Genomic DNA, 26,792 nt, shown 5'->3' on the forward strand with positions numbered 1-26,792 from the left:
GCATATCCGGGGCGGTCGTCCGCTCCGCCGGGATGCCCGGTCGGGGGGTTTTCCCCAGTGCGGTGGCGGGTCCCGGCTGCCTAGCCTGACCGGCATGACGCCACGGGACCCGCGGGACGCGGATCTGACGAAGGACCTGGACGCCACCCTGCGCACCAGGGGTGAGCTGGGCGAGGAGTACGAGCCCGCGCTGATCGACTCCTTCCTGGAGAAGGTCGACCGGCGCATCGACGGCGTGGTCGAGCGCCGGGTGCGCCGGGAGCTGGCCGAGCAGCGGATGGCCGAGGCCCGCGGTGCGCGGCCGGCGCGGACCGGCGGCCGGGGGGAGCGTTTCGGCTTCGGGGTGGTCTCGCTGGTCCTCGCGGTGCCGCTGACCGCGGTCGCCGTCACCATGGCGCAGCTGCCGGGGCTCGTCGTCGCCTGGGCCGGGATCGTCGGCGTCAACGTCGCCCAGGCGGTGCGTGCCGACCCCGGCCCGTTCGGCCGCCGGCGCCGCGCGGAACGTGACGGCGACCGGGAGGCGTGAGCGGGCCGGGAGGGGAGGACGGAGGCGGACGGGGCCGCGGTCGGTGCCGGGCGGGCGGGGGAGCCGGGACGACACGGGTGCCGCACCGCCGGGCGGTCCCGGCCCCCGGAGCGGGCGGGAGCCGGTCGGGCCGCCGGTGGTGCGGGGCACCCGGCGAGAGGGGTGCGCGGGGACCGCCGCTCCCCCGTTGCCGGGGGGCGGGACGACGGCGGTCCCCGCGGCGGACGCGGGCCGGGTCAGGGCCGGGCTTGCGCGTCCGTGGCGTCCATGGAGGTCCGGGAGCCGCTCCGGAGGTCCGTGACGCCGTTCCGCACCGGCGCGGAACGGGACGCCCCGGGGTGCGTTCCCGGGCGGTGCCCCGCCGCCGTGCCGACACCCCTCACTCTGCCGGACGCGTGTTAAGCGGGTGCTGCGCCGACGTGACACGCTCGTGGCGCGGGCGCGACGCCCCCTCGGCCGGCCGTCACCGCGCGTTCCCCGCGGTCCGGCCGGCGTCCGGGCCTGCTACGGCCGGCCCGCCTTGGCCAGGAAGGCCAGCAGGTCCTGCCGGCTGACCACACCGGTCGGCTTGCCCTCGACCAGCACGATCGCCGCGTCCGCCGCGCCGAGCACGGACATCAGGTCGGCGACCGGCTCGCCGGAGCCGACCTGCGGCAGCGGTGCGGACATGTGCTTCTCCAGCGGGTCCTGGAGCGAGGCCCGCTGGGTGAACAGCGCGTCCAGGAGCTCCCGCTCCACCACGGACCCGACGACCTCGGCGGCCATGACGTCGGGGTGGCCGGCGCCCGGCTTCACGATCGGCATCTGCGAGACGCCGTACTCGCGCAGCACCTCGATGGCCTCGCCCACGGTCTCGTCCGGGTGCATGTGGACGAGGGACGGGATGCCGCCCTCCTTGTCCTTGAGGACGTCGCCGACGCGCGCGCTCGTGCCCTCGTCGTCGAGGAAGCCGTAGTCGGCCATCCACTCGTCGTTGAAGATCTTGCTGAGGTAGCCGCGGCCGCTGTCGGGCAGCAGCACGACCACGACGTCGTCCTCGGTGAGCCGTTCGGCGACCCGCAGCGCGGCGACGACGGCCATGCCGCAGGAGCCGCCGACCAGCAGGCCCTCCTCCTTGGCCAGCCGCCGGGTCATCTGGAAGGCGTCCTTGTCGGACACGGCGACGATCTCGTCGGCGACCGTGCGGTCGTAGGCGGTGGGCCAGAAGTCCTCGCCGACGCCCTCGATGAGGTACGGGCGCCCGGAGCCGCCGGAGTAGACCGAGCCCTCCGGGTCGGCGCCGATCACCTTGACGCGGCCGTCGCTGGCGTCCTTCAGGTAGCGGCCGGTGCCGGAGATGGTGCCGCCGGTGCCGACGCCCGCCACGAAGTGGGTGATCCGGCCCTCGGTCTGCTCCCACAGCTCGGGGCCGGTGGAGTGGTAGTGCGAGAGCGGGTTGTTGGGGTTGGAGTACTGGTCGGGCTTCCAGGCGCCGGGCGTCTCACGGACCAGCCGGTCGGAGACGTTGTAGTACGAGTCCGGGTGCTCCGGGTCCACGGCCGTGGGGCAGACCACGACCTCCGCCCCGTAGGCGCGCAGCACGTTGATCTTGTCGGTGGAGACCTTGTCCGGGCACACGAAGATGCACTTGTAGCCCTTCTGCTGGGCCACGATGGCGAGGCCGACACCGGTGTTCCCGCTGGTCGGCTCGACGATCGTCCCGCCGGGCTTGAGCTCGCCGCTCTGCTCGGCCGCCTCGATCATGCGCAGGGCGATGCGGTCCTTCACGGAGCCGCCCGGGTTGAAGTACTCCACCTTGGCCAGGACGGTGGCCCGGATGCCCTGAGTGACGTTGTTGAGCCTCACCAGCGGGGTGTTGCCGACGAGACTGATCATCGAGTCGTGGAATTGCACCGTTGTCTCCGGTTGCTGCAAAAGATGTCGTAGTGGTGCCGCCAGCCTAAGGCCAGGGACGGGAAGGGGGCGGGCGTTCACTCCCTGTCGAGATTGGACGACGGCCGGTACGGGGCAAGGAGTGGATGTACGGCTACGAGGAGGTGGCGGCGAGGCATGACGAGCATGTCGAGGGCGAGGGTGGCCCGGCGTATCGCGGCCGGCGCCGCGTACGGCGGCGGGGGGATCGGCCTGGTGGGCGCGGCCGCCGCGGGACTGCTGCTGGCCGAGGCGCAGCTGGCGAGGCGGCATGTCCGGGGCAACGGCCGGGGCGGACGCCTGCCGTCGGCCGACGGCGTGTACGGCCGGGGCTACGACGCTCCGGGCGAGTCGCCGCTGCGGCTGGCGTTGCTGGGTGACTCCACGGCCGCGGGGCAGGGCGTCCACCGGGCCGGGCAGACGCCCGGCGCGCTGCTGGCGTCGGGGCTCGCGGCGGTGGCGGAGCGGCCGGTGGACCTGCGCAACGTGGCCGCGCCGGGCGCGCAGTCGGACGACCTGGACCGCCAGGTGGGCCTGGTCCTGGGCGATCCGGACCGGATGCCGGACGTCTGCGTGATCATGGTCGGGGCCAACGACGTGACGCACCGGATGCCGCCGACGCGGTCGGTGCGGCACCTGTCGGCCGCGGTGCGCCGGCTGCGCACGACGGGCGCGGAGGTGGTGGTGGGGACCTGCCCGGACCTCGGCACGATCGAGCCGGTCCAGCAGCCGCTGCGCTGGCTGGCCCGCCGGGCGTCGCGCCAGCTGGCGGCGGCGCAGACCATCGGGGTGGTGGAGCAGGGCGGCCGCACGGTGTCGCTCGGCGACCTGCTGGGCCCGGAGTTCGCGGCGAATCCGCGGGAGCTGTTCGGGCCCGACCACTACCACCCGTCCGCCGAGGGGTACGCCACGGCGGCGATGGCGGTGCTGCCGACGGTCTGCGCGGCGCTGGGGCTGTGGCCGGAGGAGGAGCGTCCGGACGCCTTCCGGCGCGAGGGCTTCCTGCCGGTGGCGCGGGCCGCCGCCGAGGCGGCCTCCGAGGCCGGTACGGAGGTCACGGCCGCGATGCCGACGGGTCCGCGCGGGCCGTGGGCCCTGCTCAAGCGCCGCCGGCGCCGCCGGGTGCCCGAGCCGGAGGCGGCCCCGGCCACCCCGTCCCCGTGACCTTCCGGCCGTCCGGCCGGTCCGGAACAAAGCAAGCGCTTAGAAAGTTGCGGTCAGGATCACACCCCGACCCCCGTGACCCGGTCCGTACGTACCGGTAACTTCCCAGACAGCCCTGCCCGCTCTTCCGTATGGAGCCGTGATGCCCGAAGCCGTCATCGTCTCGACCGCCCGCTCCCCCATCGGCCGCGCCTTCAAGGGCTCCCTCAAGGACCTGCGACCGGACGACCTCACCGCCACGATCATCCAGGCGGCCCTCGCGAAGGTCCCCGAACTGGACCCGAGGGACATCGACGACCTGATGCTCGGCTGCGGCCTGCCCGGCGGCGAGCAGGGCAACAACCTCGGCCGGATCGTCGCCGTGCAGATGGGCATGGACCACCTCCCCGGCTGCACGGTCACCCGGTACTGCTCGTCCTCCCTGCAGACCTCCCGCATGGCCCTGCACGCCATCAAGGCCGGCGAGGGCGACGTCTTCATCTCGGCCGGCGTCGAGACGGTCTCCCGCTTCACCAAGGGCAACTCCGACAGCCTCCCGGACACGCACAACCCGCTGTTCGCCGAGGCCGAGGCCCGCACCGCCGAGGTCGCCGCGCAGGAGGGCACCACCTGGCACGACCCGCGCGAGGACGGCCTCGTGCCCGACGCGTACATCGCGATGGGCCAGACCGCGGAGAACCTCGCCCGCCTCAAGGGCGTCACCCGCCAGGACATGGACGAGTTCGGCGTCCGCTCGCAGAACCTCGCCGAGGAAGCGGTCAAGAACGGCTTCTGGGAGCGCGAGATCACCCCGGTGACGCTGCCCGACGGCACGGTCGTCGGCAAGGACGACGGCCCCCGCGCCGGCGTCACGCTGGAGGGCGTCCAGGGCCTGAAGCCGGTCTTCCGCCCCGACGGCCTGGTGACCGCGGCCAACTGCTGCCCGCTCAACGACGGCGCCGCCGCGCTCGTGATCATGTCCGACACCAAGGCCCGCGAGCTCGGCCTGACCCCGCTCGCCCGGATCGTGTCCACCGGCGTCTCCGGCCTGTCCCCGGAGATCATGGGCCTCGGCCCGGTCGAGGCCAGCAAGCAGGCGCTGCGCCGGGCCGGGCTGTCCGTCGGCGACATCGACCTGGTCGAGATCAACGAGGCGTTCGCCGCGCAGGTGATCCCCTCCTACCGCGACCTCGGCATCGACCTGGACAGGGTCAACGTCAACGGCGGCGCCATCGCGGTCGGCCACCCCTTCGGCATGACCGGCGCCCGCATCACCGGCACGCTGATCAACTCCCTCCAGTGGCACGACAAGCAGTTCGGCCTGGAGACGATGTGCGTCGGCGGCGGCCAGGGCATGGCGATGGTCGTCGAGCGCCTCAGCTGATCGCCGCGCGGCCACCGGTGGCCCGACCGGACGGCCGGTCGGCGGAGCGGCCGGAAGGCCGCCCAACGGCCCGCCGGAGGACCGTCGGTGGCCGCCGTAGCACCCTGAGTGAGCGAATGGCCCGGAATCCAAGAAACGGATGGATTCCGGGCCGTTTTGTGATCGAATCTCCCCCAGGATGTGACCTAACTCCCCCGGAATGGGGATAGCTGCAGGTCAGCGTGGCCACGGAAGGGACGCACAGGCGAAGTTCCTGTCCCTTTCGTGACGTTACGCACTGACAGCTGCTTAGTCCGCCCTTCAAGCTGATGTAGGAAGTCGGGGGTCGACCTTGAACCCGGGAGTACGTCAGTGAGCGCCATGCCCATCGCCCTGCTGCTCATCACGGCCGCCACCGGTGCCGTGGGCGTCGCCGTCCTGCGCACGCTCATGGCGCTGCGCCGCCAGGTCGCAGCACTGCACACCCAGCTCGCCGAGAGCCAGGCCGCCGCCACGCGCGCCCTGCTGCCGGCCGCCCGCACCCAGGCGGACGCGGAGCAGATACGCACCGCCGTGGCCCAGGCGCTCGCCGAGGAGCGGGAGCGGGAGCTGGCCGAGGCGCGCGCCTTCTGGGCCGCGCAGGAGGCCCGCGACGCGGGCGACACACCCACGCTGCTCGGTCTCAACGACAGCGAGCTGTTCCTGCCCCGCCAGGCCGACTTCGCGGGTCTGGAGCCGCTGGAGCCGGTGGCCGAGCCCGGCGCGGACGCCGAGGACCCCGCCGGCGAGGACGGCGTCCCGGGCGGGACCCCGAGGGAGTCCGCCGAGCTGGCCGCGGCCCGCCGCCGCCACCCCTCGCACCCCGACTTCACGCCGTCCCCGTCGCCGGTCGCCGGCGACCACGAGCGCACGGTGGCGACCCTGGAGGAGCTGGCCGACTCCGCGGTGGAGCTGGCCGACGTGCGCCCCGGGCCGCTGGGCACCCTGGACGTCTACGTCTTCGCCGACGGCACCACCCTGTGCATGACCCCCGGCCACCGGGAGACCGCGGAGCGCCTGTCGGCCGCCCTGCACGCCGGACGCGCCCCGGTCCTGCTCGGCGGCTCCGGCGTGTCCGGCGCCTACGCCCTCACCTTCGCCTGCGGCGAGGAGAACGTGTACATCCTGGCCGACCGGGTCATCGCCTCGCTCTGACCGCCCCGGCCCTCCGCCTCTCCGGCGGAGCGTGACGTGCGGGACGTGCGCCGGTCCGGCCCCGGCGTGTCAGACACCGGCCCGCTGCCGGGCCTCCTCCACCAGGACCACCGCCTCGTCCACCTCGGCCGCGCTGCCGAGGACGAGCGCCAGATCGCGTCCTGCGACGGTCACCTGGTCCGCGGCTGCGAACATGCCGGCGTCCGGCATCTCCCGCGGCTCGCGTCCCGGTTCCTCGCGCAGCTGCGCACGCCGAGCCAACTCCCGCGCCAGTCCGAGGGCCTCGGCCGCGCCGCTGCGCTGCAGGCGGCTCTGGGGTGCGGCCCGGAGACGGTCGGCGAAGTGATCCACTGCCCGGATCAGAGGTGTCGTGTCAACCACGCGGCGAGACTACGCGTCGCGGCAGGACTGTTGCCAATACGCGAACGCTCAGGCACGGTGACGTGAAGGACCGGCTTCATCGAACGCGTCCGGAGGCGCCGATGTCCCAAGTCTTCTCCGAAGAGACCCACCGCAACCTGCTCGCCCGCATCCCCCATTGCACCGGTCGTGAAGTCTCCGACTGGCTGCGCACCGTCGAAGAAGGCCCCGCGCTCCGCTTCGAGGAGAAGGTCAGCTGGCTCCGCCACGAGCACGACCTCGCGTACGGCCACGCCAAGGCGCTCATCCACGAGTACGACCTGAGGAGGGCCGCGCGCAAGCTGCTGTAGGCGCGCACCACCGGCCCGGCGTCCGGCGCGGCCCGGTCGCGCGCAAGGGCCCCGGGGTCTTCCCCGGGGCCCTTGCGGTGCGACTGCCGTCGGCGCGCTAGTCGTTCTGGTTGAGGATCGCGATGAGCCGCAGGAACTCCATGTAGATCCACACCAGCGTCATCGTGAGGCCGAAGGCGGCGAGCCAGGCCTCGTCGCGCGGGGCGCCGTAGGCGATGCCGTCCTCGACCTGCTTGAAGTCCAGGGCGAGGAAGCAGGCGCCGAGGATGACGCCGACGACGCCGAAGAAGATGCCGAGGCCGCCGCTGCGGAAGCCGAGGCCGTCACCGCCGCCGAAGACCGCGAACAGCAGGTTCACCATCATCAGCAGGACGAAGCCGAGCGCGGCCGCCATCACGAAGCCGTAGAAACGGCGGTTGACGCGGATCCAGCCCGCCTTGTACGCGACCAGCACGGCGGCGAAGACCGCCATGGTGCCGATCACCGCCTGCATGGCGGCACCGCTGGCGATGCGGTTGTCGACGACGCTGGAGACGACGCCGAGGAAGACGCCCTCGAAGGCCGCGTACGTCAGGATCAGCCCGGGCGAGGCCTTGCGCTTGAAGGACTGCACGAAGGCCAGCACCATGCCGACCAGCGCGGCGGCCACACCGATGCCGTACGAGCGGTTGATGTGGGCGTCGTCGACCGGCAGCAGCGCCCAGGCGAGCGCGGCCGTCACGATCAGCGTGCCGAGCGTGGACGCCGTGCGCAGGACGACGTCGTCCATGGTCATGCGGCCGGTGGTGGCCGGTGCCTGCGGCGGGGCGCCCTGCAGGTCCTGCTGGGCGTAGGGGTTCTGGGCGTACGGGTTCTGCGCGTAGGGGTTTCCGCTCGGCTGGGCGTACGGGTTGCCCTGCGCGTACGGATGGCCCTGCGTGCCGACAGCGGGACCCCCGGCCTGCGGCGCGGCGTTGAAGCCCGCGTAGCCGTTGTCGCGGCTGAAGCCCCGTCGCGAGAAGACCGGGTTTCTGCTCCTCATCTCACTCCTCCATGGCCGCACAGCACGGCCTTGGCTCAAGAGTAATGGAAAGGCAAAGGATCGATCCTAGTACCTGGGAAGGATCTTTCCCTCGCTCTGCTGGCCAACACGCTACGCGGCCAGGTGATTCCCGGCCACGACCGCCCCCATTCATGACTGTTCCGGGACACGTCCGGAATCGGCCGGAGATCATCGGACCCGCAGGGGCGTGCCCCGGGGCGGTAGCTGCCCGCCCCGGGGCACGCCACCGACCGCCGTGCCCGCCCGGTCAGGTCGCGGGCACGGCGGTCGGCCGGGGGCGGCGTGCGTGCGCCGCGGTCAGTGGCCCGGCCAGCCCTCCAGGTGGCGGTGCAGCGTCACGTCGGGCTGTGCGTCGCCCTTCGGGGCGCGCGCGACGGCGTCGTGCAGGACGCCGCTCACCTCGGCGGCGAGCCCGTCGACCCGGGTCTTCAGGTCGGCGGCCGGCAGGGAGGAGCGGGTGAGTGCGTCCAGCCGGCGGTGGATGTCGGCGAGCCGGTGCCGGGCGTCGTCGTCGAGGAGGAACGGCCGGGGCGTGGAGACGACGAACTGGTAGGCGCCCGCCAGGGTCTGGCAGCCGGTGCACTTCTTGTTCGCCGCGTCGCTGAGGTTCACGGCGTTGAGGTGGGTGCGCTCCCCGGCGATCGTGACGATCTGGAAGGACAGCGCCACCGAGCGGCAGGCGTCGTCCGCCGAGCAGCCGGCCGACACGGCATTGGCCTGATTGCGGACGGAGGCGGCGTTCACCGTGCCGAACTGACGGACGGTGAAGCTGTCGCGGACCTGGGTGTGGTGCATCCGGTCGGTGTGGCTGAACACGTTGTCGGAGGCGATCGCGGCGTGCGGTGCGGCGGTGGCGGCCTGGGCCGGCACGGCGGTGGCCACCCCGGCGACCCCGGCCGCGAACAGGCCTATGCGGGCGACGCGCCCGGTGAACGGATTGCTGGTGGAGCGTGGTTTGCGATGACTGCTCACTGGTTCTCCTGCGCTGGATGGTTCGTACGGGCGCGAGCGGCGCTGCCGGATGCGGCGGGCACGGCCCGGGGGCGGGCCCGCCGTCCGGGCCCGCCCCCGGGCCGCGCCCGCCTCCGGGACGCGCCGGCCCTCAGGTCGACGCCGGGCTGGGCGACTCGGTGGCCGGCGGCGGGGACGGACTTGCCGGGGACGACGGCGGCAGGCTCTCCGAGGGGGTCGGCGAGGGTTCCGGCGCGGGCCCGCCCCCGGGCGACGACGACGGGTCCGGCCCCCCCGCGCCGCCCCCGCCGGACGGCGGCGGCTTCTGGGACGTGGTCGCCGGCCTCCCCGACGCCGGGGCCGACGCCCCGGGCGAGGCCGGCGCACTGCCGGAGGCGTCCGCCGACGGGCCGCCGGACCGGGCCGCCGGACCGGTGGCCCGCACCCCGGACGGTCCCGCCGGAACACTGCCCGACGGGCCGGTGGAGGCCGGACCTTCCGGGGTGGACGCCCGCCGCGGCTGCGGCTCCTGGGTGGGCACCCCGGGCTGCAGGATCGGCGCGATCGGCGGCTTCTTCGGCAGCGGTTTCGGCGTCACCCCGGACACCCACGCGTAGCTGAGGCCGGTCAGTCCGGCCAGCGCGAGCGCGCACACCGCCACCCGCAGCACCGGCCGGCCCGAGGTGGCCCGCTTGGCCGCCCGGAGGATCCGCCCGGTCAGCTTCACCGACAGGTAGACGACGCCGGCCATGGGGCACAGCAGCATGACGCAGCCGATGACCCCGACCAGGCCCTCCACGATGCGCCCGTCGGCGAAGGCGGAGCCGGTGCCGGTGATCTGCTCGGTCAGCGACCGCGTCATCGTGGCGATGATGCGCGGCAGGTTCCACAGGGCGTAGCCGAGTTCGCCGACGAGCAGCGGCACCATCGTCAGCACCCAGGTGGCGACGACGGAGCGCGCCGACCGCTTCAGCCCGGCGACCTCCTTGCGGGCGGCGCGGCCGGAGCGTCCGGGCACGAGGCTCAGCAGGATCGGCTTGATCTTGCCGTACAGGTCCGGCACCCCGGCGAGGTCGCCGAGGATGTAGTAGCCGTCCAGCCGCACGGCCGGCATCAGCTGCTCCAGGATCTCGAAGTGCCCCAGATAGACCGCGGCCAGGAAGAACTGCGCCCCCGTGGCGAAGTACGCCCCGGCCATGGCCAGCATGAAGACGACGTTGAAGTACACGCCGCCCAGGTCGGTGCGCAGCCGCCCGCCGCGTCCGATCCGGTAGACGTCGGTGACGTCGGTGTACATCGACGGCCAGATGAGGAAGAGCCCGCAGCCGATGCATCCGGGTCTGGCGCCGCCGTAGCGGCAGGCGGAGGCGTGGCCGAACTCGTGGAAGACGAGCGAGGCCACGGTGAGCACGAAGACGATGAGGATCAGGACCGGCTGGTCCAGGACCTCCAGCACCGGCTCGATCGCCCCGAAGAAGCCGAACAGCCACACGTCCATGGCCAGCGCCGACAGCAGGACGGCGGCGACCACGGCCGGCCGGTGCAGCCAGGCCAGTGAGCGGGCGATCCGTGCGGTGCGGCGCTCGTTGAAGACGACCCGGTGGCCCTTGAGGGCGAGCAGCAGGTCGGAGCGCGGGGCGTCGACCTCCTCGCTCTCCTGACCCTCGGGCACGGTGACGCCGAGCGGTTCCAGCTTCTGCTCCACCAGGAAGCGGACGTTGTCGCCGCTGACCTCGCGGCCGAAGCGCGCGCTGACCCGGTGGGCGATGGTCTCGACGTCGCGGGTGCCGTCGACGGAGGAGGCGACGAGGTAGAGCAGCCGGGAGAGCTGCACGACCTGCCCGTCCCCCCGGCGGGCGATGTACTTCGGCTCGGTGAACCCCGACCCCTGGTACTCGCCGTGCAGCTTCAGTCCCGCGCTGAGCCGCGGCACCAGCGCCGGCGGCTCGACGACCGGCAGCCGGCCCGTCGTCGCCTGCTCGTACGTCACCGGCCAGCCGCCGGGCCCGGGAACCGGTCCCGTGTCGTACAGCGTCGGCGCCCCGTCTCCGAGCACCGTCATGTGTGGTCTCCCCCCACGTCCGCCCCCGTCCTCCCCGCTCTCCCCCGGTTCGGCTCCGGGGGCGGACCGCGCAGTACCCCCCGCGCGGTCCGCCCCCGGAGCCGTCGTCGCGGCCTGCCGCCGCGGTGTGCGTTACTGCGTGACGCTGATGCTCTGGACGGCCTGGGACGACGCGGCCGAGAAGGCGGAGTGGTCGTTCAGGGCGGCGGACTCGTTGTGGGCCGAGATGTTCGCGACGTGCTTGGTGACGTTGACCGTCTTGCCGAAGCTGAACTTCAGGCGACCCAGGGCCTCACGGCCCGGCAGCAGCTCCGCGGACTCGGCCTCGAGGTCGTGCATGTCCATGCTCATGATGGGTGTCCTTTCGGTGTTTCCGTGATCGGGATCGGCTGGGGAGGGCTACTGGGTGACGCTGATGCTCTGGCCGGCACCGGAGTCGGCCACGGACCACAGCGAGTGGTCGTTCAGCGCGGCGGACTGGTTGTGGGCCGAGATGTTCGCGACGTGCTTGGTGACGTTGACCGTCTTGCCGAAGCTGAACTTCAGGCGACCCAGGGCCTCGCGACCCGGCAGCAGCTCCGCGGACTCGGCGTCGAGCTCGTGGGCGTCCATCATGATCAATTCCCCCTCAGGGATGGGCATTTCCGGTCGGACCGAGTCAGGTTCCCCCCGGACTCTGTCCAACTTGGTCGGACGAGCTGTCCAACGAGATTGGACACTAGGGCCTCCGGAACCCCTCGCGCAACCCGTTCGGGGAATCGCCTCTCGGCGGGCGGCGCCGACGCCCGTAGAATCGGGCCCAGGGATTTCAGGGGTTCCGCCAGGCGGCGAGCGGGAAGTGACCATCAGTGGCCAACGCACTGCAGCAGTTGATCCGTGAGCGCCTCGACCGGAAGGGCTGGTCCTACGGCGAGGTGGCGCGACGCGGTGGCGTCCCCCGGTCCACGGTCCATCACCTGGCCACCGCCGACCGCGTGGTGCGCATGCCCCAGCCGGCCACGCTGGAGGGGCTCGCCAAGGGGCTGGAGCTGCCGCTGGACGGTGTGCGCCGGGCCGCCGCAGAAGCGTGCGGCATCCACGTCTACGGCTCCGCGGACCAGGGCGCCGAGGGCGCGGCCGCCCGCCCCCGGGACCTGGAGGTGGACATGCTCATCGCGAGTGTCCAGCAGCTCTCGGCCGACGACCGCCGCCATGTCGCCGCTCTCGTGGAGTCCCTGCTGGACCGCTCCTCGCGGGAGAAGTGACCGGTCCGGACAGACGCCCGACCGTCCGATGTCGTCGGACGGTCGCCGAGTGGCCGCTCTGCCGCCAACTCGGAAAAAGAATGCAGACCGCCCGAAATCCCTCCCGGCCCGCCGCTAGTCTCTCGCTTGCCCGAGACGCGAGAGCCGCACGACCCGGGCTCCCAGGGGGGAAGTGTGTTGTTCGTGCATGGCGGACCGACCACGGCCGTGGTCCGGGGGCCCGCCGGTGAGTCGGTCGTCCTCTTCTCCGGCGAGCTGCCGGAGGTCCTGACCGACACGTCCGTGGCGGAACTCCTGGACCTGGCCGCCGCCATCCTGGACGCGGACGAACTGGTCCTGTTCCACCAGTGCCTGCAGACCCTGCGCCGCAACGGGATGCGGGCCGGACGCCGGATCGAACGGGGAGGCGCCGTCCTCACGGTCTACGAAGGGTGAACGACCCACGGGCCGCGGGGTTACGGGCCCGGCACCACGCCGGCCCGCACCGGGAGCCCGACCTCCGCGAGACCGGGCTCCGGCTCCCCGGGCCCGGGGAGCCTCCGCACAGCCCCGCCTGCGACGGGACCCTGCGGACGTGCCCTAGCTCCCCGCGCGCCGGGCGGCCCAGGCGTGCACCTCGGGCGCGCAGTCGGCCCGCGGCTTCCCCGCGGGCACGGCATGCTCCCACTGCTGCAGCACGCCGAACCGGTCCTCGTCGTCCACGCCGTGCTTCCGCAGGCTCCGCAGTGTGCTGTCGACGACGGCCGCCAGGTGCGGCAGGTCCTGCGTGCAGCGCGGCGCCAGCGCGTCGAGCACCTGCTGGTACGCGGCGACGGGCCGCCCCCCGCCGTCGAGGTCGGCCAGCCGCTGGGCGGGCCCGGCCGCGGACGCCTGCGGGGCGCCCGTCGGCGTCGCCGCCGCCGTGGACCCGGCCGCCGGTCCGCCGCCACGCGCCGAGGCGTGGTGCGCCCCGGCCCCCTGCGTCCCGAGGACCACCCCCACGGCGAGCAACGACACCACGGCCAGCACACCGCCCCCGACGGCGGCCTTCTTCCCCCGGCCCGGCACGCCCCGCCCGGCCGAAACGTTCCGCTCCTCCACGATCCCCCCTGTGCAGACCACGCCCCCACCACGCCGAACACGGCACCGGGACCGTACACCGCACGCGCCCGGTCCCGTCGGTCGGTCGGGACGGCCGCCGGCGGTGCGGCGGGCGTGCGTCCCGCCGCAGAGAGAGGGAAAGCCGCAGAGAGAGGGAAAAGGGGGAAAGGGGGAAAGGGGACACCGAGGGCCCCGCGGGTCGGCGGGGCGTCGTGGGTGAGGGTGCGCCGCAGGTGCGGAAGTGCCCGGAACCGGACTTGAACCGGTACGCCCGCGAGGGGCAGCGAGGTTTAAGCTCGCCGTGTCTGCATTCCACCATCCGGGCAGGCCATGGGCTCCGCATCGCGGTCTTGAGCCTATCGGGGCGCGCCCCGCGAACACCGGTCGGGCGACCCGATGTTGTCTTATTTTATTGAGTCCTGAGGGAGCATCAGCACCTGGAACAGGCCGTCCTCACGAGCCAGAAGCCTCACGCGGAGCCGATCACCGCGCATGCGAAATGACGGAATTTCACCGTCCGAACGAGGGGGCTCCACCTGTTCTTGACCTGCGCGGTCGCGGGGGACGGGCCGCGGCGGTCTCGGGGGCGGCCCTCATCCCCAGGTATGACGCGGACGGCGGCGGTCCGACCCGAGTCGGCCCCCGGAACCGGAGCAGCGGCTGACTACACCGGCGCGGGCGGCGGCGACGATGGAGTACGTCCATGCGAACACCCTCGTCCCGTCAGGAGCCCCCACCCGTGACCACCTCCTCCCTCGCCGGCCCGACCACCGCCGTGGCCGCGCGCGCCACGGAGCTGTCGAAGATCTACGGACAGGGCGAGACCCAGGTGGTCGCCCTCGACCAGGTCTCCGTCGACTTCCGCCGAGCCGAGTTCACCGCGATCATGGGGCCGTCCGGATCGGGCAAGTCCACGCTGATGCACTGCGTCGCCGGCCTGGACACCTTCTCCTCCGGCTCGGTGCGCATCGGCGACACCGAACTGGGCTCCCTGAAGGACAAGCAGCTCACCCGGCTGCGCCGGGACAAGATCGGCTTCATCTTCCAGGCGTTCAACCTGCTGCCGACGCTGACGGCACTGGAGAACATCACCCTCCCCATGGACATCGCGGGCCGCACGGCGGACCGGCAGTGGCTGGATTCGGTGATCGCCATGGTCGGCCTGGCGGACCGGCTGGGCCACCGGCCGGCCCAGCTCTCCGGCGGTCAGCAGCAGCGGGTCGCCGTCGCACGGGCGCTGGCCTCCAGGCCGGAGATCATCTTCGGCGACGAGCCGACCGGCAACCTCGACTCCCGCTCCGGCGCCGAGGTGCTCGGCTTCCTGCGCAACTCCGTGCGCGAGCTGGGCCAGACGGTGGTGATGGTCACCCACGACCCGGTGGCCGCGGCGTACGCGGACCGGGTGGTGTTCCTCGCCGACGGCCGGATCGTGGACGAGGTGCACGGGCCGACCGCGGACTCGGTGCTGGACCGCATGAAGCGGTTCGACGCCAAGGGCCGCACCAGCTGACGCCCCCGACCCGACGCACCCCTGGACTGAGACACCCCATGCTCCGCACCGCCCTGCGCAATGTCTTCGCGCACAAGGCCCGGCTCCTGATGACCGTGCTCGCCGTGATGCTCGGCGTCGCCTTCGTGTCGGGGACCCTGGTCTTCACCAACACCATCTCCCGGGCCTACCAGAAGAGTTCGGCCAAGGGCTTCGACCGCGTCGACGTGGCCGTGCGCCCCGCCCACCAGGAGGGCCCCGCCCACCGGGAGGGCCGCGGCCACCGTGCCGGCCGGACGGCCGACCTCACCCAGGCCGACCTCGACCGCAGCGCCCGGGTGCCGGGCGCCGCCTCCGCCGTCGGGGTGGTCGGCGGCTTCACCGCCCTCGCCGGCAAGGACGGCAAGCTGGTCGGCAACGGCTTCCAGTCCCAGGGAGGCAACTACTCCGGCGCCCGGGACCCGCGCTACCCGCTGGTCTCCGGGACCGCCCCGCACGGCGCCGGCGAGGTGGCCGTCGACTCCGAGACCGCGCGGCGCACCGGGTACCGGGTGGGCGACACGATACGGCTGTCGGTCGACGGGCCCGTCCTGACGCCGCGGATCACCGGCGTCTTCACCACCGACGACGGCAACGTCGCCGCCGGCGGCAGCCTCGCCCTGTTCGACACCCCGACCGCCCAGCGGCTGTTCGGCAGGCCGGGCGCGTACGACGAGATCGACGTGACCGCGCGGCCCGGCACCGGCCAGACGGCGCTGAAGGCGCAGCTGGACCGGGCGCTGCCGCACGGGTCGACGGAGACCACCACCGGCCGGCAGCTCGCCGACGACCAGGCGCGCACGATCGCCTCGTCGATGAGCGGCCTGCGCCAGTCCCTGCTGGTCTTCGCCGGCATCGCGCTCTTCGTCGGCACCTTCATCATCGCCAACACCTTCACCATGCTGGTCGCGCAGCGCACCCGTGAGCTGGCGCTGCTGCGCGCGGTCGGCGCGTCCCGCCGGCAGGTCACCCGCTCCGTGCTGGTCGAGGCGTTCGTGGTGGGCGTCGCGGCGGCGGTGACCGGGCTGGTCGCGGGCATCGGCATCGGCGCCGGACTGCGGTCCCTGATGGGCTCGATGGGGGCGACCGTGCCCGACGGGCCGCTGGTCGTCACGCCCGGCACCGTCCTCGCCGCCCTCGCCGTCGGCGTCCTGGTGACCATGCTGGCCGCCTGGCTGCCGGGCCGCCGGGCCGCGAGGATCCCGCCGGTCGCCGCGATGAGCAGTGTGCACGCGCAGGCGTCCACGCGGTCGCTGGTGCTGCGCAACACCCTGGGCGCCCTGTTCGCGGCCGCGGGCGTGGCGGTGGTCCTGGCGGCCACGACGATGAACGGCACCGACGGACAGGCGCCGATGGGCCTGGGCGCGGTCCTGCTGATCATCGGTGTGTTCGTCCTGACCCCGCTGCTGTCCCGCCCGCTGATCGCGGCGGCGGCACCGCTGCTGCGCGGCTTCGGTGTCGCGGGCCGGCTCGCCCGGCAGAACGCGGTGCGCAACCCGCGCCGGACGGCGGCCACCGCGTCCGCGCTGATGATCGGGCTGACCCTGATCACCGGCATGACGGTGATGGCGGGCAGCCTCCAGCAGTCCATCGACCGGATGGCGTCCTCCGCGATCCGCGCCGACTACGTGGTGTCGATGGCGAACGGCAACCCGCTCTCCCCCGAGGTGGAGCGCACGCTGCGGGGAACTCCGGGCGTGACCGCCCTCAGCCCGCTGCGCAACGCGCCCGCCCGCATCGGCGGCGGCACCGAGTACCTGACGGGCGTCGACGGCCGGGCGATCGGCTCCCTGACCGACCTCGCGGTCGACGAGGGCTCCTTCACGGTCGGCGGCACGCGCGTCGTCGTCGACTCCGGCACCGCCGCCTCGCACCGCTGGAAGGCGGGCTCCGGCTTCACCGTCGTCTACGAGGACGGCCGCACGCAGCGCCTCACGGTCGCCGGGGTCTACCGCGGCAACGACATGATGCGCGGGATCATGCTCGACACCGCGGTCCTCGCCCCGCACCAGAAGGACCCGGCCGACATGCAGGTCATGGTGAAGACGGCCGGCGGGCCGTCCGCCGCGGCGAAGGACCGGCTGGCGAAGGCCCTGGGGCTCAACCCGGCCGTGAAGATCCAGGACAAGCAGGACATCTCCGACGGCATCGCGCGGATGTTCACGCTGATGCTGAACATGCTCTACGGCCTGCTCGCGATGGCGGTGGTCGTGGCGGTGCTCGGCGTCATCAACACCCTGGCGATGTCGGTCTTCGAGCGCTCCCAGGAGATCGGCATGCTCCGCGCGATCGGCCTGGACCGCCGGGGCGTGAAGCGGATGGTCCGTCTGGAGTCCCTGGTGATCTCCCTGTTCGGCGGGGTGCTCGGCATCGGCCTCGGCGTGTTCTTCGGCTGGGCGGCCGGCGAACTGCTCGGCACGAGGATGGCGACCTACGAACTGGTTCTGCCCTGGGGGCGGATGGCCCTCTTCCTGCTGCTGGCGGCAGGGGTCGGCATCCTGGCGGCGCTGTGGCCGGCCCGGCGCGCGGCCCGGCTGAACATGCTGGCGGCGATCACGTCCGAGTAGCCCGCCGAACCCCGTGCGAGGGGCCCCCGTTCCGGCCGGGACGGGGGCCCTTCGTCCTGCCCGGCCGGCAGCACCGGCCGGGCGGGACCGTGCTACGGCTGCCGGGTCGCCCAGACGCGGGAGCGCAGCGGCAGTCCCGAGGCGCCCGAGTCCGGGGTGCGCACCGCCAGGACCTGGTTCACGCCGATGCGGTTGCGTTCGAAGGCGAGGGCGGAGGCGGCCATGTACAGCCGCCAGACCCGGGTGCGGCCGGCCCCGGCCAGCCGGGACGCGCGGTCCCCCTGGGCCTCCAGGTTGGCCACCCAGCGGCGCAGGGTGAGCGCGTAGTGCTCGCGGATCGACTCCACGTCCCGGACCTCGAAGCCGGCGCGCTCGAGTTGGGTGACGGTGGTGCCGAGGGGGGCGAGCTCGCCGTCCGGGAAGACGTAGGCGTCGATGAACTCGTCCACCCGGTAGGCCGACTCGTCGAGCTGGGGGCGGCGGGCGATCTGGTGGTTGAGCAGCCGGCCGCCCGGCTTGAGCAGGCCGTGCAGGTGGGTGGCGTACTCCAGGTAGCGGGCGGCGCCGACGTGTTCGGCCATGCCGATGGAGGAGATCGCGTCGTACGGGCCGTCGCGGACGTCCCGGTAGTCCTGGACGCGGATCTCGACGCGGTCGGTGAGGCCCTCGTCGGCGACGCGCTTGCGGGCGTAGGCCGCCTGTTCCTGGGAGAGGGTGATGCCGACGGCGTTCACCCCGTGCTCGCGGGCCGCGTGCATCGCCATCGAGCCCCAGCCGCAGCCGACGTCCAGCAGCCGCTTTCCGGGCGTCAGGTCCAGCTTCCGGCAGACCAGTTCCAGCTTGTCGTGCTGGGCCTCCTCCAGGGTGCCGGCCGGTTCCGGGGCGCTCCAGTAGGCGCAGGAGTACACCATGGACGGGCCGAGGACGATCTCGTAGAAGGCGTTGCCGACGTCGTAGTGGTGGCTGATGGCGCGCCGGTCGGAGCGCCGGGTGTGCAGGTGCCCGCGTCTGCGGACCTCCTCGCGCGGCGGGGCGGGCGGCAGGGCGGGGCCGGCGAGCTTGATCAGGCCGCGGACGGCGGCGCGGGAGTGCGGGTCGCGCAGCGTGTCGGCGAGGGTCCGGGCGTCGTCGCCGCGCTCCCAGATCTGCCCCGAGATACGCTCCAGGACGGCGTACAGGTCACCCTCGACCCCCAGGTCTCCGGCGACCCAGGCGCGGGCGAGCCCCAACTCGCCGGGCTTCCAGAGCAACCGGCGCAGGGCGCGGCGGTTGCGCACCACCAGCGTCGGTGCGTCCGGCGGCCCCGCCTGCGATCCGTCCCAGGCGCGAATGCGCAACCGGAGCGGGGCCCCCAGCAACTGTTCCAGCAGGCTTCTGAGCCGCGGCGCGGCGTCGGGCATGGTGCACACCTCCGTGACGAGCGTTCCGGGATGTCTCCTCCTCCTGTAACACCCGGGAGGCCGTCGTGCAGTCCCCCACGCGCGTGACAATCGGACGATCCCCGCTCCACTCACCCGATCCGCCCTGGTGCACCGCCCCGCCGGGGCCGTCCGGAACGCCGTCGCGGACACGCCGAAGGGGGCCGCCCGCACCACGGATGGCGGACGGCCCCCTTCGGGGTGACGCGTGACCGGAGGTCAGGAGGCCTTGGCCCGCTCCTCGGTCGGGGCGGCGGCCGGGACCCCCGCCTTCACGGCCGGAGCCGGGGCGGGCTTGGCGGCCTCGTAGAACTCCTCGCGCGGGTTCTCCATGGCGCCGAGGGAGACCACCTCGCGCTTGAGGAACATGCCGAGGGTCCAGTCGGCGAAGATGCGGATCTTCCGGTTCCAGGTCGGCATGGCCAGACCGTGGTAGCCGCGGTGCATGTACCAGGCGAGACGGCCCTTGAGCTTGATCTTCATCTTGCCCATGACGATCATCGCGACGCCCTTGTGCAGACCGAGGCCCGCGACCGCGCCCTTGTTGGCGTGGCTGTACTCCTTCTGCGGGAAGCCCCGCATGCCGGAGACCACGTTGTCACCGAGGACCTTGGCCTGGCGCAGCGCGTGCTGGGCGTTCGGCGGGCACCAGGCGTTCTCGTTGCCCGCCTTGCGGCCGACGAGGTCCGGGACCTGGGCGTTGTCGCCCGCGGCCCAGATGTAGTCGGTGCCCTGGACCTGGAGGGTGGGCGCGCAGTCGACGTGGCCGCGCGGGCCGAGCGGCAGGCCGAAGCGGGCCAGCGCCGGGTTCGGCTTGACGCCGGCGGTCCAGACGATCGTGTTGGAGTCGACCTCGAGGCCGTTCTTCAGCACGACGTGGCCGTCGACGCAGGAGTCCATCGAGGTGGAGAGGTAGACCTCGACCCCGCGGCCCTCCAGGTGCTCCTTGCCGTACTGGCCCAGCTTGGGGCCGACCTCCGGGAGGATCTTGTCGGCGGCGTCGACCAGGATGAAGCGCATGTCCTCGCGGGACACGCTGGTGTAGTACTTGGCCGCGTCCCGGGCCATGTCCTCGACCTCACCGATCGTCTCGGCGCCGGCGAAGCCGCCGCCGACGAAGACGAAGGTGAGCGCCTTGCGGCGGATGTCCTCGTCGGTCGTGGAGTCGGCCTTGTCGAGCTGCTCGAGGACGTGGTTGCGCAGGCCGATGGACTCCTCGACGCCCTTCATGCCGATGCCCTGCTCGGCGAGGCCGGGGATCGGGAAGGTCCGGGAGACCGCGCCCATCGCGATGACCAGGTAGTCGAAGGGCAGCTCGTACGCCTCGCCGACCAGCGGGGCGATCGTGGCGACCTTGCGGTCCTGGTCGATGGTGGTGACCCGGCCGGTGAGGACCTCCGCCTTGGGGAGCACGCGCCGCAGCGGGACGACGACGTGACGCGGGGAGATGCTGCCGGCGGCGGCTTCGGGGAGGAAGGGCTGGTAGGTCATGTACGACCGGGGGTCGACGACCGTGACGGTCGCCTCTCCGTAGCGCATCTTCTTGAGGATGCGCCGAGCTGCGTACAGGCCTACGTACCCACCGCCTACTACGAGGATCCTGGGACGCTCCGTGGTGCTCATGGCATCGAGTATCCACCCGCCCCGAGGGGGGTGCTCGTGCGCCCCTTCACAAGGATTGCCATGCCCTGTGCTAAACTGCGCGGCCCACGTGACCCAGGTCATGGTCGCGAACGGGAACCATGATCGCCACGGGGGCGTTGTCAATAGCCCGTGAGCAGCCACTCCGGGCTCCCCAAGGCCCCGGACCGGCCCCCGGGTTCACCCTTTCGGCACCGCCGGAACCATCACCCCGCGAGGGCCGCACGGCCCGCCGAAGCCCCGAACGGGCGAGCGTGGGGCCCCCGGGCCGCGCACTGGGCAGAATTCCTTGTGAAGAACTTCACGAACATTGACCGAGGAGCGCGCCCGCAAGGCCCCGGAGGGCGCCGTTCGGGCGCTCATACGTTATCCGACCTGCTCAGTCGAAGCTACCGATCGGTAGTAATCGAGACCCACACCACCGGGTCACCCCGCCCGGGAGGCCGGTTCCGCAGCGCCGCCCCGGGAGCGCGGACGGCTCCCGGGGCGGGGTGGGTCAGGGGGTGGGGAGGGCGGCGGACCAGGCGATGCCGTCGAGGATGTCGTGCTCGCTGACGACGACCTCCTCCGCGCCGGTCCGCTCCATGATCGCCAGCAGCACCAGGGCGCCCGCGCCGATCACGTCGACCCGGCCCGCGTGCAGCGACGGGATCGCGGCGCGCTCGGCGTGCGTGGCGCGCAGCAGCCGGTCGGTGATCTCGCGGACGCGGTCGCGGGAGACCCGGGAGTGGTGGATGGCGGCGGAGTCGTAGCCGGGCAGGTCCTGGGCGATGGCCGAGACGGTCGTCACGGACCCCGCGAGGCCCACCAGGGTGCGCGCCTCGCGCAGCGGCACCGTCTCCTCGGCCAGGTCCAGGGCGGCCTCCACGTCGGCCCTTATGGCGGCGATCTGCTCCTCGGCGGGCGGGTCGGTGACGGCCCCGTCCCGCACCAGGTGCCGCTCGGTCATCCGCACGCAGCCCACGTCGACGGAGCGCGCCGCGCGCACATGGTCGTCGCCGACCACGAACTCGGTCGAGCCGCCGCCGATGTCCACCACCAGGAAGGGCCGGGGCAGGTCGGCGCGCCCGGTCAGCTCCTTGGTCGCGCCGGTGAAGGAGAACTCCGCCTCCTGCCCGCCGGAGATCACCTCCGGCTCGACGCCGAGGATGTCCAGCACCCCGGCGGTGAACTCGTCCCGGTTCTCCGCGTCCCGGGAGGCGGAGGTGGCCACGAAGCGGACCCGCTCGACGCCGTGCTCCTTGATGACCTCGGCGTACTCGCGGCAGGCCGCGAAGGTCCGCCGGAGCGCCTCGGGGGCGAGCCGCCCGGTGCGGTCGACGCCCTGGCCGAGCCGCACGATGGTCATGCGCCGGTCCAGCTCGACCAGCTCGCCGGTGGCCGGGTCGGCGTCCGCGACGAGCAGGCGGATGGAGTTCGTGCCGCAGTCGACGGCGGCGACCCGGGTCACCGGTCCTCCTCCGCGCAGGCCGTCACGCAGGACCCCTTGGCCCACCACTCGGGCAGCATCGCGAGCGCCTCGTCGCCGAGCGGGTTGACGCCCGGTCCGGCGGCCAGCGAGTGGGCGACCAGGACGTGCAGGCACTTGACCCGGTCGGGCATGCCGCCGGCGCTCGGGAAGCCGGTCAGCTCCTCGATCTCGTCCCGCCGCCGGATGTAGTCCTCGTGCGCGGCACGGTAGGCGTCGGCGAGCGCGGGGTCGGTGCGCAGCCGCTCCGTCATCTCCTTCATCACGCCGTTCGCCTCCAGCGTGCCGATGGCGGAGGCCGCCTTGGGGCACGTCAGGTAGTAGAGCGTGGGGAAGGGGGTGCCGTCGGGGAGCCGGGGTGCCGTCTCGACGACGTCCGGCTGCCCGCAGGGGCACCGGTGCGCGATCGCGCGCAGCCCGCGCGGCGGCCGTCCGAGCTGCCGGCGGAAGGCGTCGACGTCCGCCTCGGTGGGTTCGGTCCGCGGGGTGGGCGGCGGAGGGGTGTGCATGCCTGTCTTTCTGTCCGTGTCACTGGTCGGAGGCGTCTGACTTGTCGACCCCGTCCCAGACGTTCGCGTACCAGGGCCGGCGGGCCGCCGAGGAGTCCGCGTGGGGCTGCCGGGCCGCGCCCGGGTCGACCACGACGTACCCGGTCTCGCCCGGCAGCACGTAGTGCAGCCGCCGCCGGATCTGCGCCTGTGCGTAGGCGTCGTCCTGCCAGCGCGCCTTGAGGTCGCGCAACTGCTCCACGCGCTCCTCGGCCTGCCGCTTCTGCCGCTGCAGGTCGGAGATCCGGGCCCGCTGGGAGACGTACTGCCGCATCGGGTACGCCAGGGCGACCACCAGCGAGCACACGACGAGCGCGAGCAGCGCCGCGCGGCCGGTGAGGCGTGAGCGGCGGGCCTGCCGCCGGGTCTGGGAGCGGTAGACGCGGGCCGCGGTCTGCTCGCCGAGCAGCCTCAGCCTGGTCGCGGTGGAGAACCGGTCCCGGTCCTTCACGGCCATCGTCCCCGCCTCCCGTAGATCCACCTTCACACGTGCGTACGTCCCCGGACACGGTACGGGACCGGGTACGGGGACGTACGTACGACGGGCGAAGGCTTTAGGGCCTCTCTTCCGGATCTTGCCGAAGGCCGCGGAGGAGACGCCCTGGCCCGGTGCGGCTCAGTCCTTGAAGCGCGGGAAGGCGCTGCGGCCGGCGTAGACCGCGGCGTCGTCGAGGATCTCCTCGATGCGCAGCAGCTGGTTGTACTTGGCGACGCGCTCGGAGCGGGCCGGGGCGCCGGTCTTGATCTGGCCGCAGTTGGTGGCGACGGCCAGGTCGGCGATGGTGACGTCCTCGGTCTCGCCGGAGCGGTGGGACATCATGCACTTGTAGCCGTTGCGCTGGGCGAGTTCGACGGCGTCGAGGGTCTCGGTCAGCGAGCCGATCTGGTTGACCTTGACCAGCAGGGCGTTGGCGGCGCCGTCCTCGATGCCGCGGGCCAGGCGCTCGGGGTTGGTGACGAAGAGGTCGTCGCCGACGAGCTGGACCTTGTCGCCGAGCTGGGCGGTGATGGTCTTCCAGCCCTCCCAGTCGTCCTCGAACAGCGGGTCCTCGATGGAGACGAGCGGGTACGCGGCGACGAGCTCGGCGTAGTACTCGGTCATCTCGGCGGCCGTGCGCGCCTTGCCCTCGAAGAGGTAGGAGCCGTCCTTGTAGAACTCGGACGCGGCGACGTCGAGGGCGAGGGCGATCTGCTCGCCGGGGGTGTAGCCGGCCTCCTTGATCGCCTCGAGGATGAGGTCGAGGGCCTCGCGGTTGGAGCCCAGGTTCGGGGCGAAGCCGCCCTCGTCGCCGAGGCCGGTGGCCAGGCCCTTGCTCTTCAGGACCTTCTTGAGGGTGTGGTAGACCTCGGTGCCCCAGCGCAGGGCCTCGGAGAAGGACTCCGCGCCGATCGGCGCGATCATGAACTCCTGGATGTCCACGTTGGAGTCGGCGTGCGAGCCGCCGTTCAGGATGTTCATCATCGGCACCGGCAGCAGGTGCGCGTTGGGGCCGCCCAGGTAGCGGAAGAGCGGCAGGTCGCTGGCCTCGGAGGCCGCGTGGGCGACGGCCAGGGAGACGCCGAGGATGGCGTTGGCGCCGAGGGAGCCCTTGTTGTCGGTGGCGTCCAGGTCGAACATGGCCTGGTCGATCAGGCGCTGCTCGGTGGCGTCGTAGCCGACCAGCTCGGGGCCGATCTGCTCGATGACGGCGAGGACGGCCTTCTCCACACCCTTGCCCTGGTAGCGGCCCGGGTCGCCGTCGCGGAGCTCGATGGCCTCGAAGGCGCCGGTGGAGGCGCCGGACGGGACGGCGGCACGACCCGTGCTGCCGTCGTCGAGGCCGACCTCGACCTCGACCGTGGGATTGCCTCGGGAGTCCAGGATTTCCCGGGCTACGACGACGTCGATGGACGGCACGAGCATCTCCTTCTTGGATGTGACGCTGGAAGTGCGGGGCTTGCGCCTAGAGCCTAACCGCCCCGGGGCCGTCGGCCGGTGGACCGACCGCCCCGCGGACAGGGTGACCGTACACATTGTTCCTGCGCGGAACAAAGAGAACAGGAAAATCCCGTGGCCGCGCGGGGGGCGTGCGGCCACGGGACGGTGGAAAAAGCCCCGCCCCGGCGCGTACGGGGGAACACGCGCCGGGGCGGGGGGCCCGTGGGGACGGGCGGCCCGCACGGCCCCGGAGGGGGCCGCGGTGGGGGGATCGGGCCGGGGACCGGGCTAGCGGACCGTCACTTGAGGTGCAGCTGCTGGCCCGGGTAGATCAGGTTCGCGTCGTCCACGATGTCCTTGTTCAGCTCGAAGAGCTTCTTCCAGCCGCCCTGGACGTGGTGCTTCTGGGCGATGGTGCCGAGGGTGTCACCGGTGACGACCTTGTACTCGCCGTCGCCCTTCTTGACCTTCTTGCCGGTCGGGGTGGTGACGGTCTTCTTCGCGGCCGGGCGCTCGGCGGAGCGGTTGGCGGCCTGCTGCCCGCTCGAACGGTCCGTGCTGCCGGAGCCGGACGAGGAGGAGGCCGAGCCGCCGGTGGACGGCGAGGCGCCGGACAGGCCCTTGCCGCAGACCGGCCAGGCACCCTTGCCCTGGCCCGCGAGGACCTTCTCGCCGACGGCTATCTGCTGGGCCTTGCTCGCCAGGTCGGCGCGCGAGGCGTAGCTGGTGCCGCCGTACGCGGCCCAGGTGGAGTTGGTGAACTGCAGGCCGCCGTAGAAGCCGTTGCCCGTGTTGATGGACCAGTTGCCGCCGGACTCGCACTGGGCGACGGCGTCCCACTCGGAGGTGGTGGCGGCGGAGGCGCTGCCCGCGGCCATCAGCGGGGCGGCGACGGCGGCACCGGCCACACCGGCGAGCGCGATGGCACGGGTGGCCTTGGACGGACCGCGGTGCTTGCCCTTGCTGGAAAAGCGCATGGTGGATCCCCTCACCGACGCCTGCGAGGTGAGCTGTCGGGTTCGGGCCGGATGAGTTGCCCGGCCGCGCCCCTCACGAGGCACGGCTCCACCCCTAGCCGCTCGGGTCGACTGCCCGGCGCGGCACTTACCTTGGGTCCCCCGCTCCTGCCTGCGGCGCGTGACGCGTCGACTGTTCCCGGGCTGCCGCTGGCAGGATTCGGCGTTGCGACAGCCGGGGCTCGCGGTGACGAGCGGTCATGACCGTAGACATGCGATCCGCGGAAATTCAAAGACGATCAGGGCGTCTGAGACTCATCCCACACTTTCACCCAATGGGACATTAGGTACGAAGCGTGACGTCAACTTCCGCTACTTCGGGGCCTTTTCGGACGGGACATCCAGGGTCTGACCGGCGGAGATGTGGTCGGGGTCGGCGCCGACCGCCTTCTCGTTCGCGGCGTAGAGCGCGCGCCATCCGCCGTCGACGCCAAGGGAGTCGGCGATGGACGCGAGGGAGTCGCCGGTACGGACGGTGTAGGCGCCGGCGGGCGCGGTACGCGCGTCGGCGTCGCCGCGCGAGGCGTGACGGCCCGGGGCGTCGGAGCCGCGGCCCGCGCCCCCGGCCCCGTCGGTCCCGTCGTTCTCGTCGGCACTGCCGCCGCGGTGCCGGCCGCCGCCGATCGCACCGGTGTCGACGAGCGCCGAAGAGCCTCCGACAAGGGCGGAGTTGTCCTGTTCGTCCCCCGCGGAAGCGGCCGGGGACGGGTCGGCGGAGTGGCGGCCGCCGCTCGACGGCGAGGCCGTTCCGGATCCGGTGGGGGCGCTCGCACCGCGGGACGAAGAGGGCGAACCGGACGAAGCCCCGGGATGGACGGACGCCCCGTCCGTGGCGGCCGGTGAACCGGACTCCGCCGCCGAGGAGTCGGAGGAACCGGGCGAGTGGAATATACCGGACAGACCATCGGAGAGGCCGGTGTCCGACCCGCCCGCAGAGCCGGAGGAACCGGACGATCCGGAGTTTCCGGGCGTGTCCGACGAACCGTCACCCACCCCCGTGTCGACCGCGGCCGCGCCGGAGCTCTTGGTGAGACCGGACAGCAGACCGCAGGTCGGCCAGGCGCCCGGGCCCTGGTCGGCCAGGATCCGCTCGCCCACGGCGATCTGCTGGGACCGGCTGGCCTGGTCCGGGCTCTCGGCGAAGGAGAGGCCGCCGTACCTCTCCCAGTCGTCCTGGCTCAGCTGGAGGCCGCCGTAGAAGCCGTTGCCGTTGTCGGCGCTCCAGGAGCCGCCGCTCTCGCACTCCGCGACCTTGTCCCACGTGGTGCCCTCGGCGGCGCTCGCACCGGAGGCGGCGAACAGCGGGATGGCGATGACGGATCCGGTCACTCCGGCCGCGACGAGGAGGGCCGGAGCCTGGCGGGGGCGACGGTGACGACCGTTCCCGGGAAGCATGCGGAAGCCTTTCGTGCGACAGCAGTGACCGGCGCGGCGGATGGAACCGGGCGCCACGCCGATGCGT

General features: G+C 72.9%; 25 protein-coding genes, 1 tRNA gene and 1 riboswitch. Of the genes, 9 read left to right on the forward strand and 17 right to left on the reverse strand.

From position 1 onward, the window contains the following. Positions 1–94 precede the first annotated feature (94 nt). On the forward strand, positions 95–526 hold the full coding sequence (locus tag P3H78_RS23815) for a hypothetical protein (protein ID WP_276111173.1): 432 nt from the start codon (positions 95–97) through the stop codon (positions 524–526). 504 nt (positions 527–1,030) lie between these two features. On the opposite strand, the gene P3H78_RS23820 is transcribed toward P3H78_RS23815, so the two are convergent. Then, complete coding sequence (locus P3H78_RS23820) at positions 1,031–2,419, reverse strand: cystathionine beta-synthase (protein ID WP_276111174.1); 1,389 nt, start codon at positions 2,417–2,419, stop codon at positions 1,031–1,033. Positions 2,420–2,575: 156 nt separating this feature from the next. Between P3H78_RS23820 and P3H78_RS23825 the strand changes: the two genes are divergently transcribed. The 3 genes from P3H78_RS23825 (at position 2,576) to P3H78_RS23835 (ending at position 6,137) form a co-directional block, all read left to right on the forward strand. Continuing rightward, the gene (locus P3H78_RS23825; RefSeq protein WP_276111175.1) at positions 2,576–3,601 is read left to right on the forward strand and encodes an SGNH/GDSL hydrolase family protein; all 1,026 of its coding nucleotides are present in this window, start codon (positions 2,576–2,578) and stop codon (positions 3,599–3,601) included. 142 nt (positions 3,602–3,743) lie between these two features. Further along, positions 3,744–4,964 (forward strand): acetyl-CoA C-acetyltransferase, encoded by a 1,221-nt coding sequence (locus P3H78_RS23830; protein ID WP_276111176.1) that lies wholly within the window; start codon positions 3,744–3,746, stop codon positions 4,962–4,964. A gap of 351 nt (positions 4,965–5,315) precedes the next feature. Continuing rightward, the gene (locus P3H78_RS23835) at positions 5,316–6,137 is read left to right on the forward strand and encodes a hypothetical protein (protein ID WP_276111177.1); all 822 of its coding nucleotides are present in this window, start codon (positions 5,316–5,318) and stop codon (positions 6,135–6,137) included. A 69-nt stretch (positions 6,138–6,206) separates the two neighbouring features. On the opposite strand, the gene P3H78_RS23840 is transcribed toward P3H78_RS23835, so the two are convergent. Then, positions 6,207–6,518 (reverse strand): hypothetical protein, encoded by a 312-nt coding sequence (locus P3H78_RS23840; protein ID WP_276111178.1) that lies wholly within the window; start codon positions 6,516–6,518, stop codon positions 6,207–6,209. Between the two features lie 101 nt (positions 6,519–6,619). On the opposite strand from P3H78_RS23840, the gene P3H78_RS23845 reads away from it, so the two are divergent. After that, positions 6,620–6,847, forward strand: a complete 228-nt coding sequence (locus tag P3H78_RS23845; RefSeq protein WP_276111179.1) for a DUF4287 domain-containing protein — start codon at positions 6,620–6,622, stop codon at positions 6,845–6,847. Between the two features lie 97 nt (positions 6,848–6,944). Here P3H78_RS23845 and P3H78_RS23850 read toward each other — a convergent pair whose 3' ends face one another. The 5 genes from P3H78_RS23850 to P3H78_RS23870 form a co-directional block, all read right to left on the reverse strand. Beyond that, entirely contained in the window at positions 6,945–7,868 is a 924-nt protein-coding gene (locus tag P3H78_RS23850; protein ID WP_276111180.1) for a Bax inhibitor-1/YccA family protein, read from the reverse strand. 318 nt (positions 7,869–8,186) lie between these two features. Next, entirely contained in the window at positions 8,187–8,861 is a 675-nt protein-coding gene (locus P3H78_RS23855) for a hypothetical protein (RefSeq protein WP_276111181.1), read from the reverse strand. Positions 8,862–8,991: 130 nt separating this feature from the next. After that, complete coding sequence (locus tag P3H78_RS23860) at positions 8,992–10,902, reverse strand: zinc metalloprotease (protein WP_276111182.1); 1,911 nt, start codon at positions 10,900–10,902, stop codon at positions 8,992–8,994. Positions 10,903–11,034: 132 nt separating this feature from the next. Then, on the reverse strand, positions 11,035–11,253 hold the full coding sequence (locus tag P3H78_RS23865; RefSeq protein WP_276111183.1) for a hypothetical protein: 219 nt from the start codon (positions 11,251–11,253) through the stop codon (positions 11,035–11,037). Positions 11,254–11,301: 48 nt separating this feature from the next. After that, positions 11,302–11,517 carry a hypothetical protein gene (locus tag P3H78_RS23870; protein ID WP_276111184.1) on the reverse strand — a complete coding sequence of 72 codons (216 nt, stop codon included), beginning with the start codon at positions 11,515–11,517 and terminating at the stop codon, positions 11,302–11,304. Between the two features lie 233 nt (positions 11,518–11,750). Between P3H78_RS23870 and P3H78_RS23875 the strand changes: the two genes are divergently transcribed. Next, positions 11,751–12,146 (forward strand): helix-turn-helix domain-containing protein, encoded by a 396-nt coding sequence (locus tag P3H78_RS23875; RefSeq protein WP_276111185.1) that lies wholly within the window; start codon positions 11,751–11,753, stop codon positions 12,144–12,146. A 183-nt stretch (positions 12,147–12,329) separates the two neighbouring features. Further along, positions 12,330–12,581, forward strand: coding sequence for a hypothetical protein (locus tag P3H78_RS23880; RefSeq protein ID WP_276111186.1), 252 nt, complete (start codon positions 12,330–12,332; stop codon positions 12,579–12,581). A 144-nt stretch (positions 12,582–12,725) separates the two neighbouring features. Here P3H78_RS23880 and P3H78_RS23885 read toward each other — a convergent pair whose 3' ends face one another. Further along, complete coding sequence (locus P3H78_RS23885) at positions 12,726–13,247, reverse strand: hypothetical protein (RefSeq protein ID WP_276111187.1); 522 nt, start codon at positions 13,245–13,247, stop codon at positions 12,726–12,728. 221 nt (positions 13,248–13,468) lie between these two features. After that, positions 13,469–13,551, reverse strand: a tRNA-Leu gene (locus P3H78_RS23890). A 378-nt stretch (positions 13,552–13,929) separates the two neighbouring features. Between P3H78_RS23890 and P3H78_RS23895 the strand changes: the two genes are divergently transcribed. Further along, positions 13,930–14,736 carry an ABC transporter ATP-binding protein gene (locus P3H78_RS23895; RefSeq protein ID WP_438828030.1) on the forward strand — a complete coding sequence of 269 codons (807 nt, stop codon included), beginning with the start codon at positions 13,930–13,932 and terminating at the stop codon, positions 14,734–14,736. A 38-nt stretch (positions 14,737–14,774) separates the two neighbouring features. Continuing rightward, positions 14,775–17,321: an ABC transporter permease gene (locus P3H78_RS23900; protein ID WP_276111189.1), complete on the forward strand. Its 2,547-nt coding sequence runs from the start codon at positions 14,775–14,777 to the stop codon at positions 17,319–17,321. Between the two features lie 92 nt (positions 17,322–17,413). On the opposite strand, the gene P3H78_RS23905 is transcribed toward P3H78_RS23900, so the two are convergent. From P3H78_RS23905 to P3H78_RS23940, 8 genes are all read right to left on the reverse strand, one after another. Further along, a complete protein-coding gene (locus tag P3H78_RS23905; RefSeq protein ID WP_276111190.1) occupies positions 17,414–18,721 on the reverse strand; it encodes a class I SAM-dependent methyltransferase in 1,308 nt (435 codons plus the stop codon). A gap of 237 nt (positions 18,722–18,958) precedes the next feature. Further along, positions 18,959–20,362 carry an NAD(P)/FAD-dependent oxidoreductase gene (locus P3H78_RS23910; protein WP_276111191.1) on the reverse strand — a complete coding sequence of 468 codons (1,404 nt, stop codon included), beginning with the start codon at positions 20,360–20,362 and terminating at the stop codon, positions 18,959–18,961. A 514-nt stretch (positions 20,363–20,876) separates the two neighbouring features. Beyond that, complete coding sequence (locus P3H78_RS23915) at positions 20,877–21,830, reverse strand: Ppx/GppA phosphatase family protein (RefSeq protein ID WP_276111192.1); 954 nt, start codon at positions 21,828–21,830, stop codon at positions 20,877–20,879. Next, entirely contained in the window at positions 21,827–22,357 is a 531-nt protein-coding gene (locus P3H78_RS23920; protein ID WP_276111193.1) for a DUF501 domain-containing protein, read from the reverse strand. Before P3H78_RS23920 ends, P3H78_RS23915 begins: the two co-directional genes overlap by 4 nt. A 19-nt stretch (positions 22,358–22,376) precedes the next feature. Then, positions 22,377–22,853: an FtsB family cell division protein gene (locus P3H78_RS23925; protein ID WP_276111194.1), complete on the reverse strand. Its 477-nt coding sequence runs from the start codon at positions 22,851–22,853 to the stop codon at positions 22,377–22,379. Positions 22,854–23,012: 159 nt separating this feature from the next. After that, positions 23,013–24,293 carry a phosphopyruvate hydratase gene (eno, locus tag P3H78_RS23930; RefSeq protein ID WP_276111195.1) on the reverse strand — a complete coding sequence of 427 codons (1,281 nt, stop codon included), beginning with the start codon at positions 24,291–24,293 and terminating at the stop codon, positions 23,013–23,015. A gap of 320 nt (positions 24,294–24,613) precedes the next feature. Next, a complete protein-coding gene (locus tag P3H78_RS23935; protein ID WP_276111196.1) occupies positions 24,614–25,291 on the reverse strand; it encodes a LysM peptidoglycan-binding domain-containing protein in 678 nt (225 codons plus the stop codon). Positions 25,292–25,294: 3 nt separating this feature from the next. Further along, a riboswitch (cyclic di-AMP (ydaO/yuaA leader) is annotated at positions 25,295–25,460 on the reverse strand. Positions 25,461–25,642: 182 nt separating this feature from the next. Beyond that, positions 25,643–26,725: a transglycosylase family protein gene (locus P3H78_RS23940; protein ID WP_276111197.1), complete on the reverse strand. Its 1,083-nt coding sequence runs from the start codon at positions 26,723–26,725 to the stop codon at positions 25,643–25,645. Between the last annotated feature and the right edge of the window lie 67 nt (positions 26,726–26,792).

This window comes from Streptomyces tropicalis, from assembly GCF_029269835.1.
Taxonomy (GTDB): domain Bacteria; phylum Actinomycetota; class Actinomycetes; order Streptomycetales; family Streptomycetaceae; genus Streptomyces; species Streptomyces tropicalis.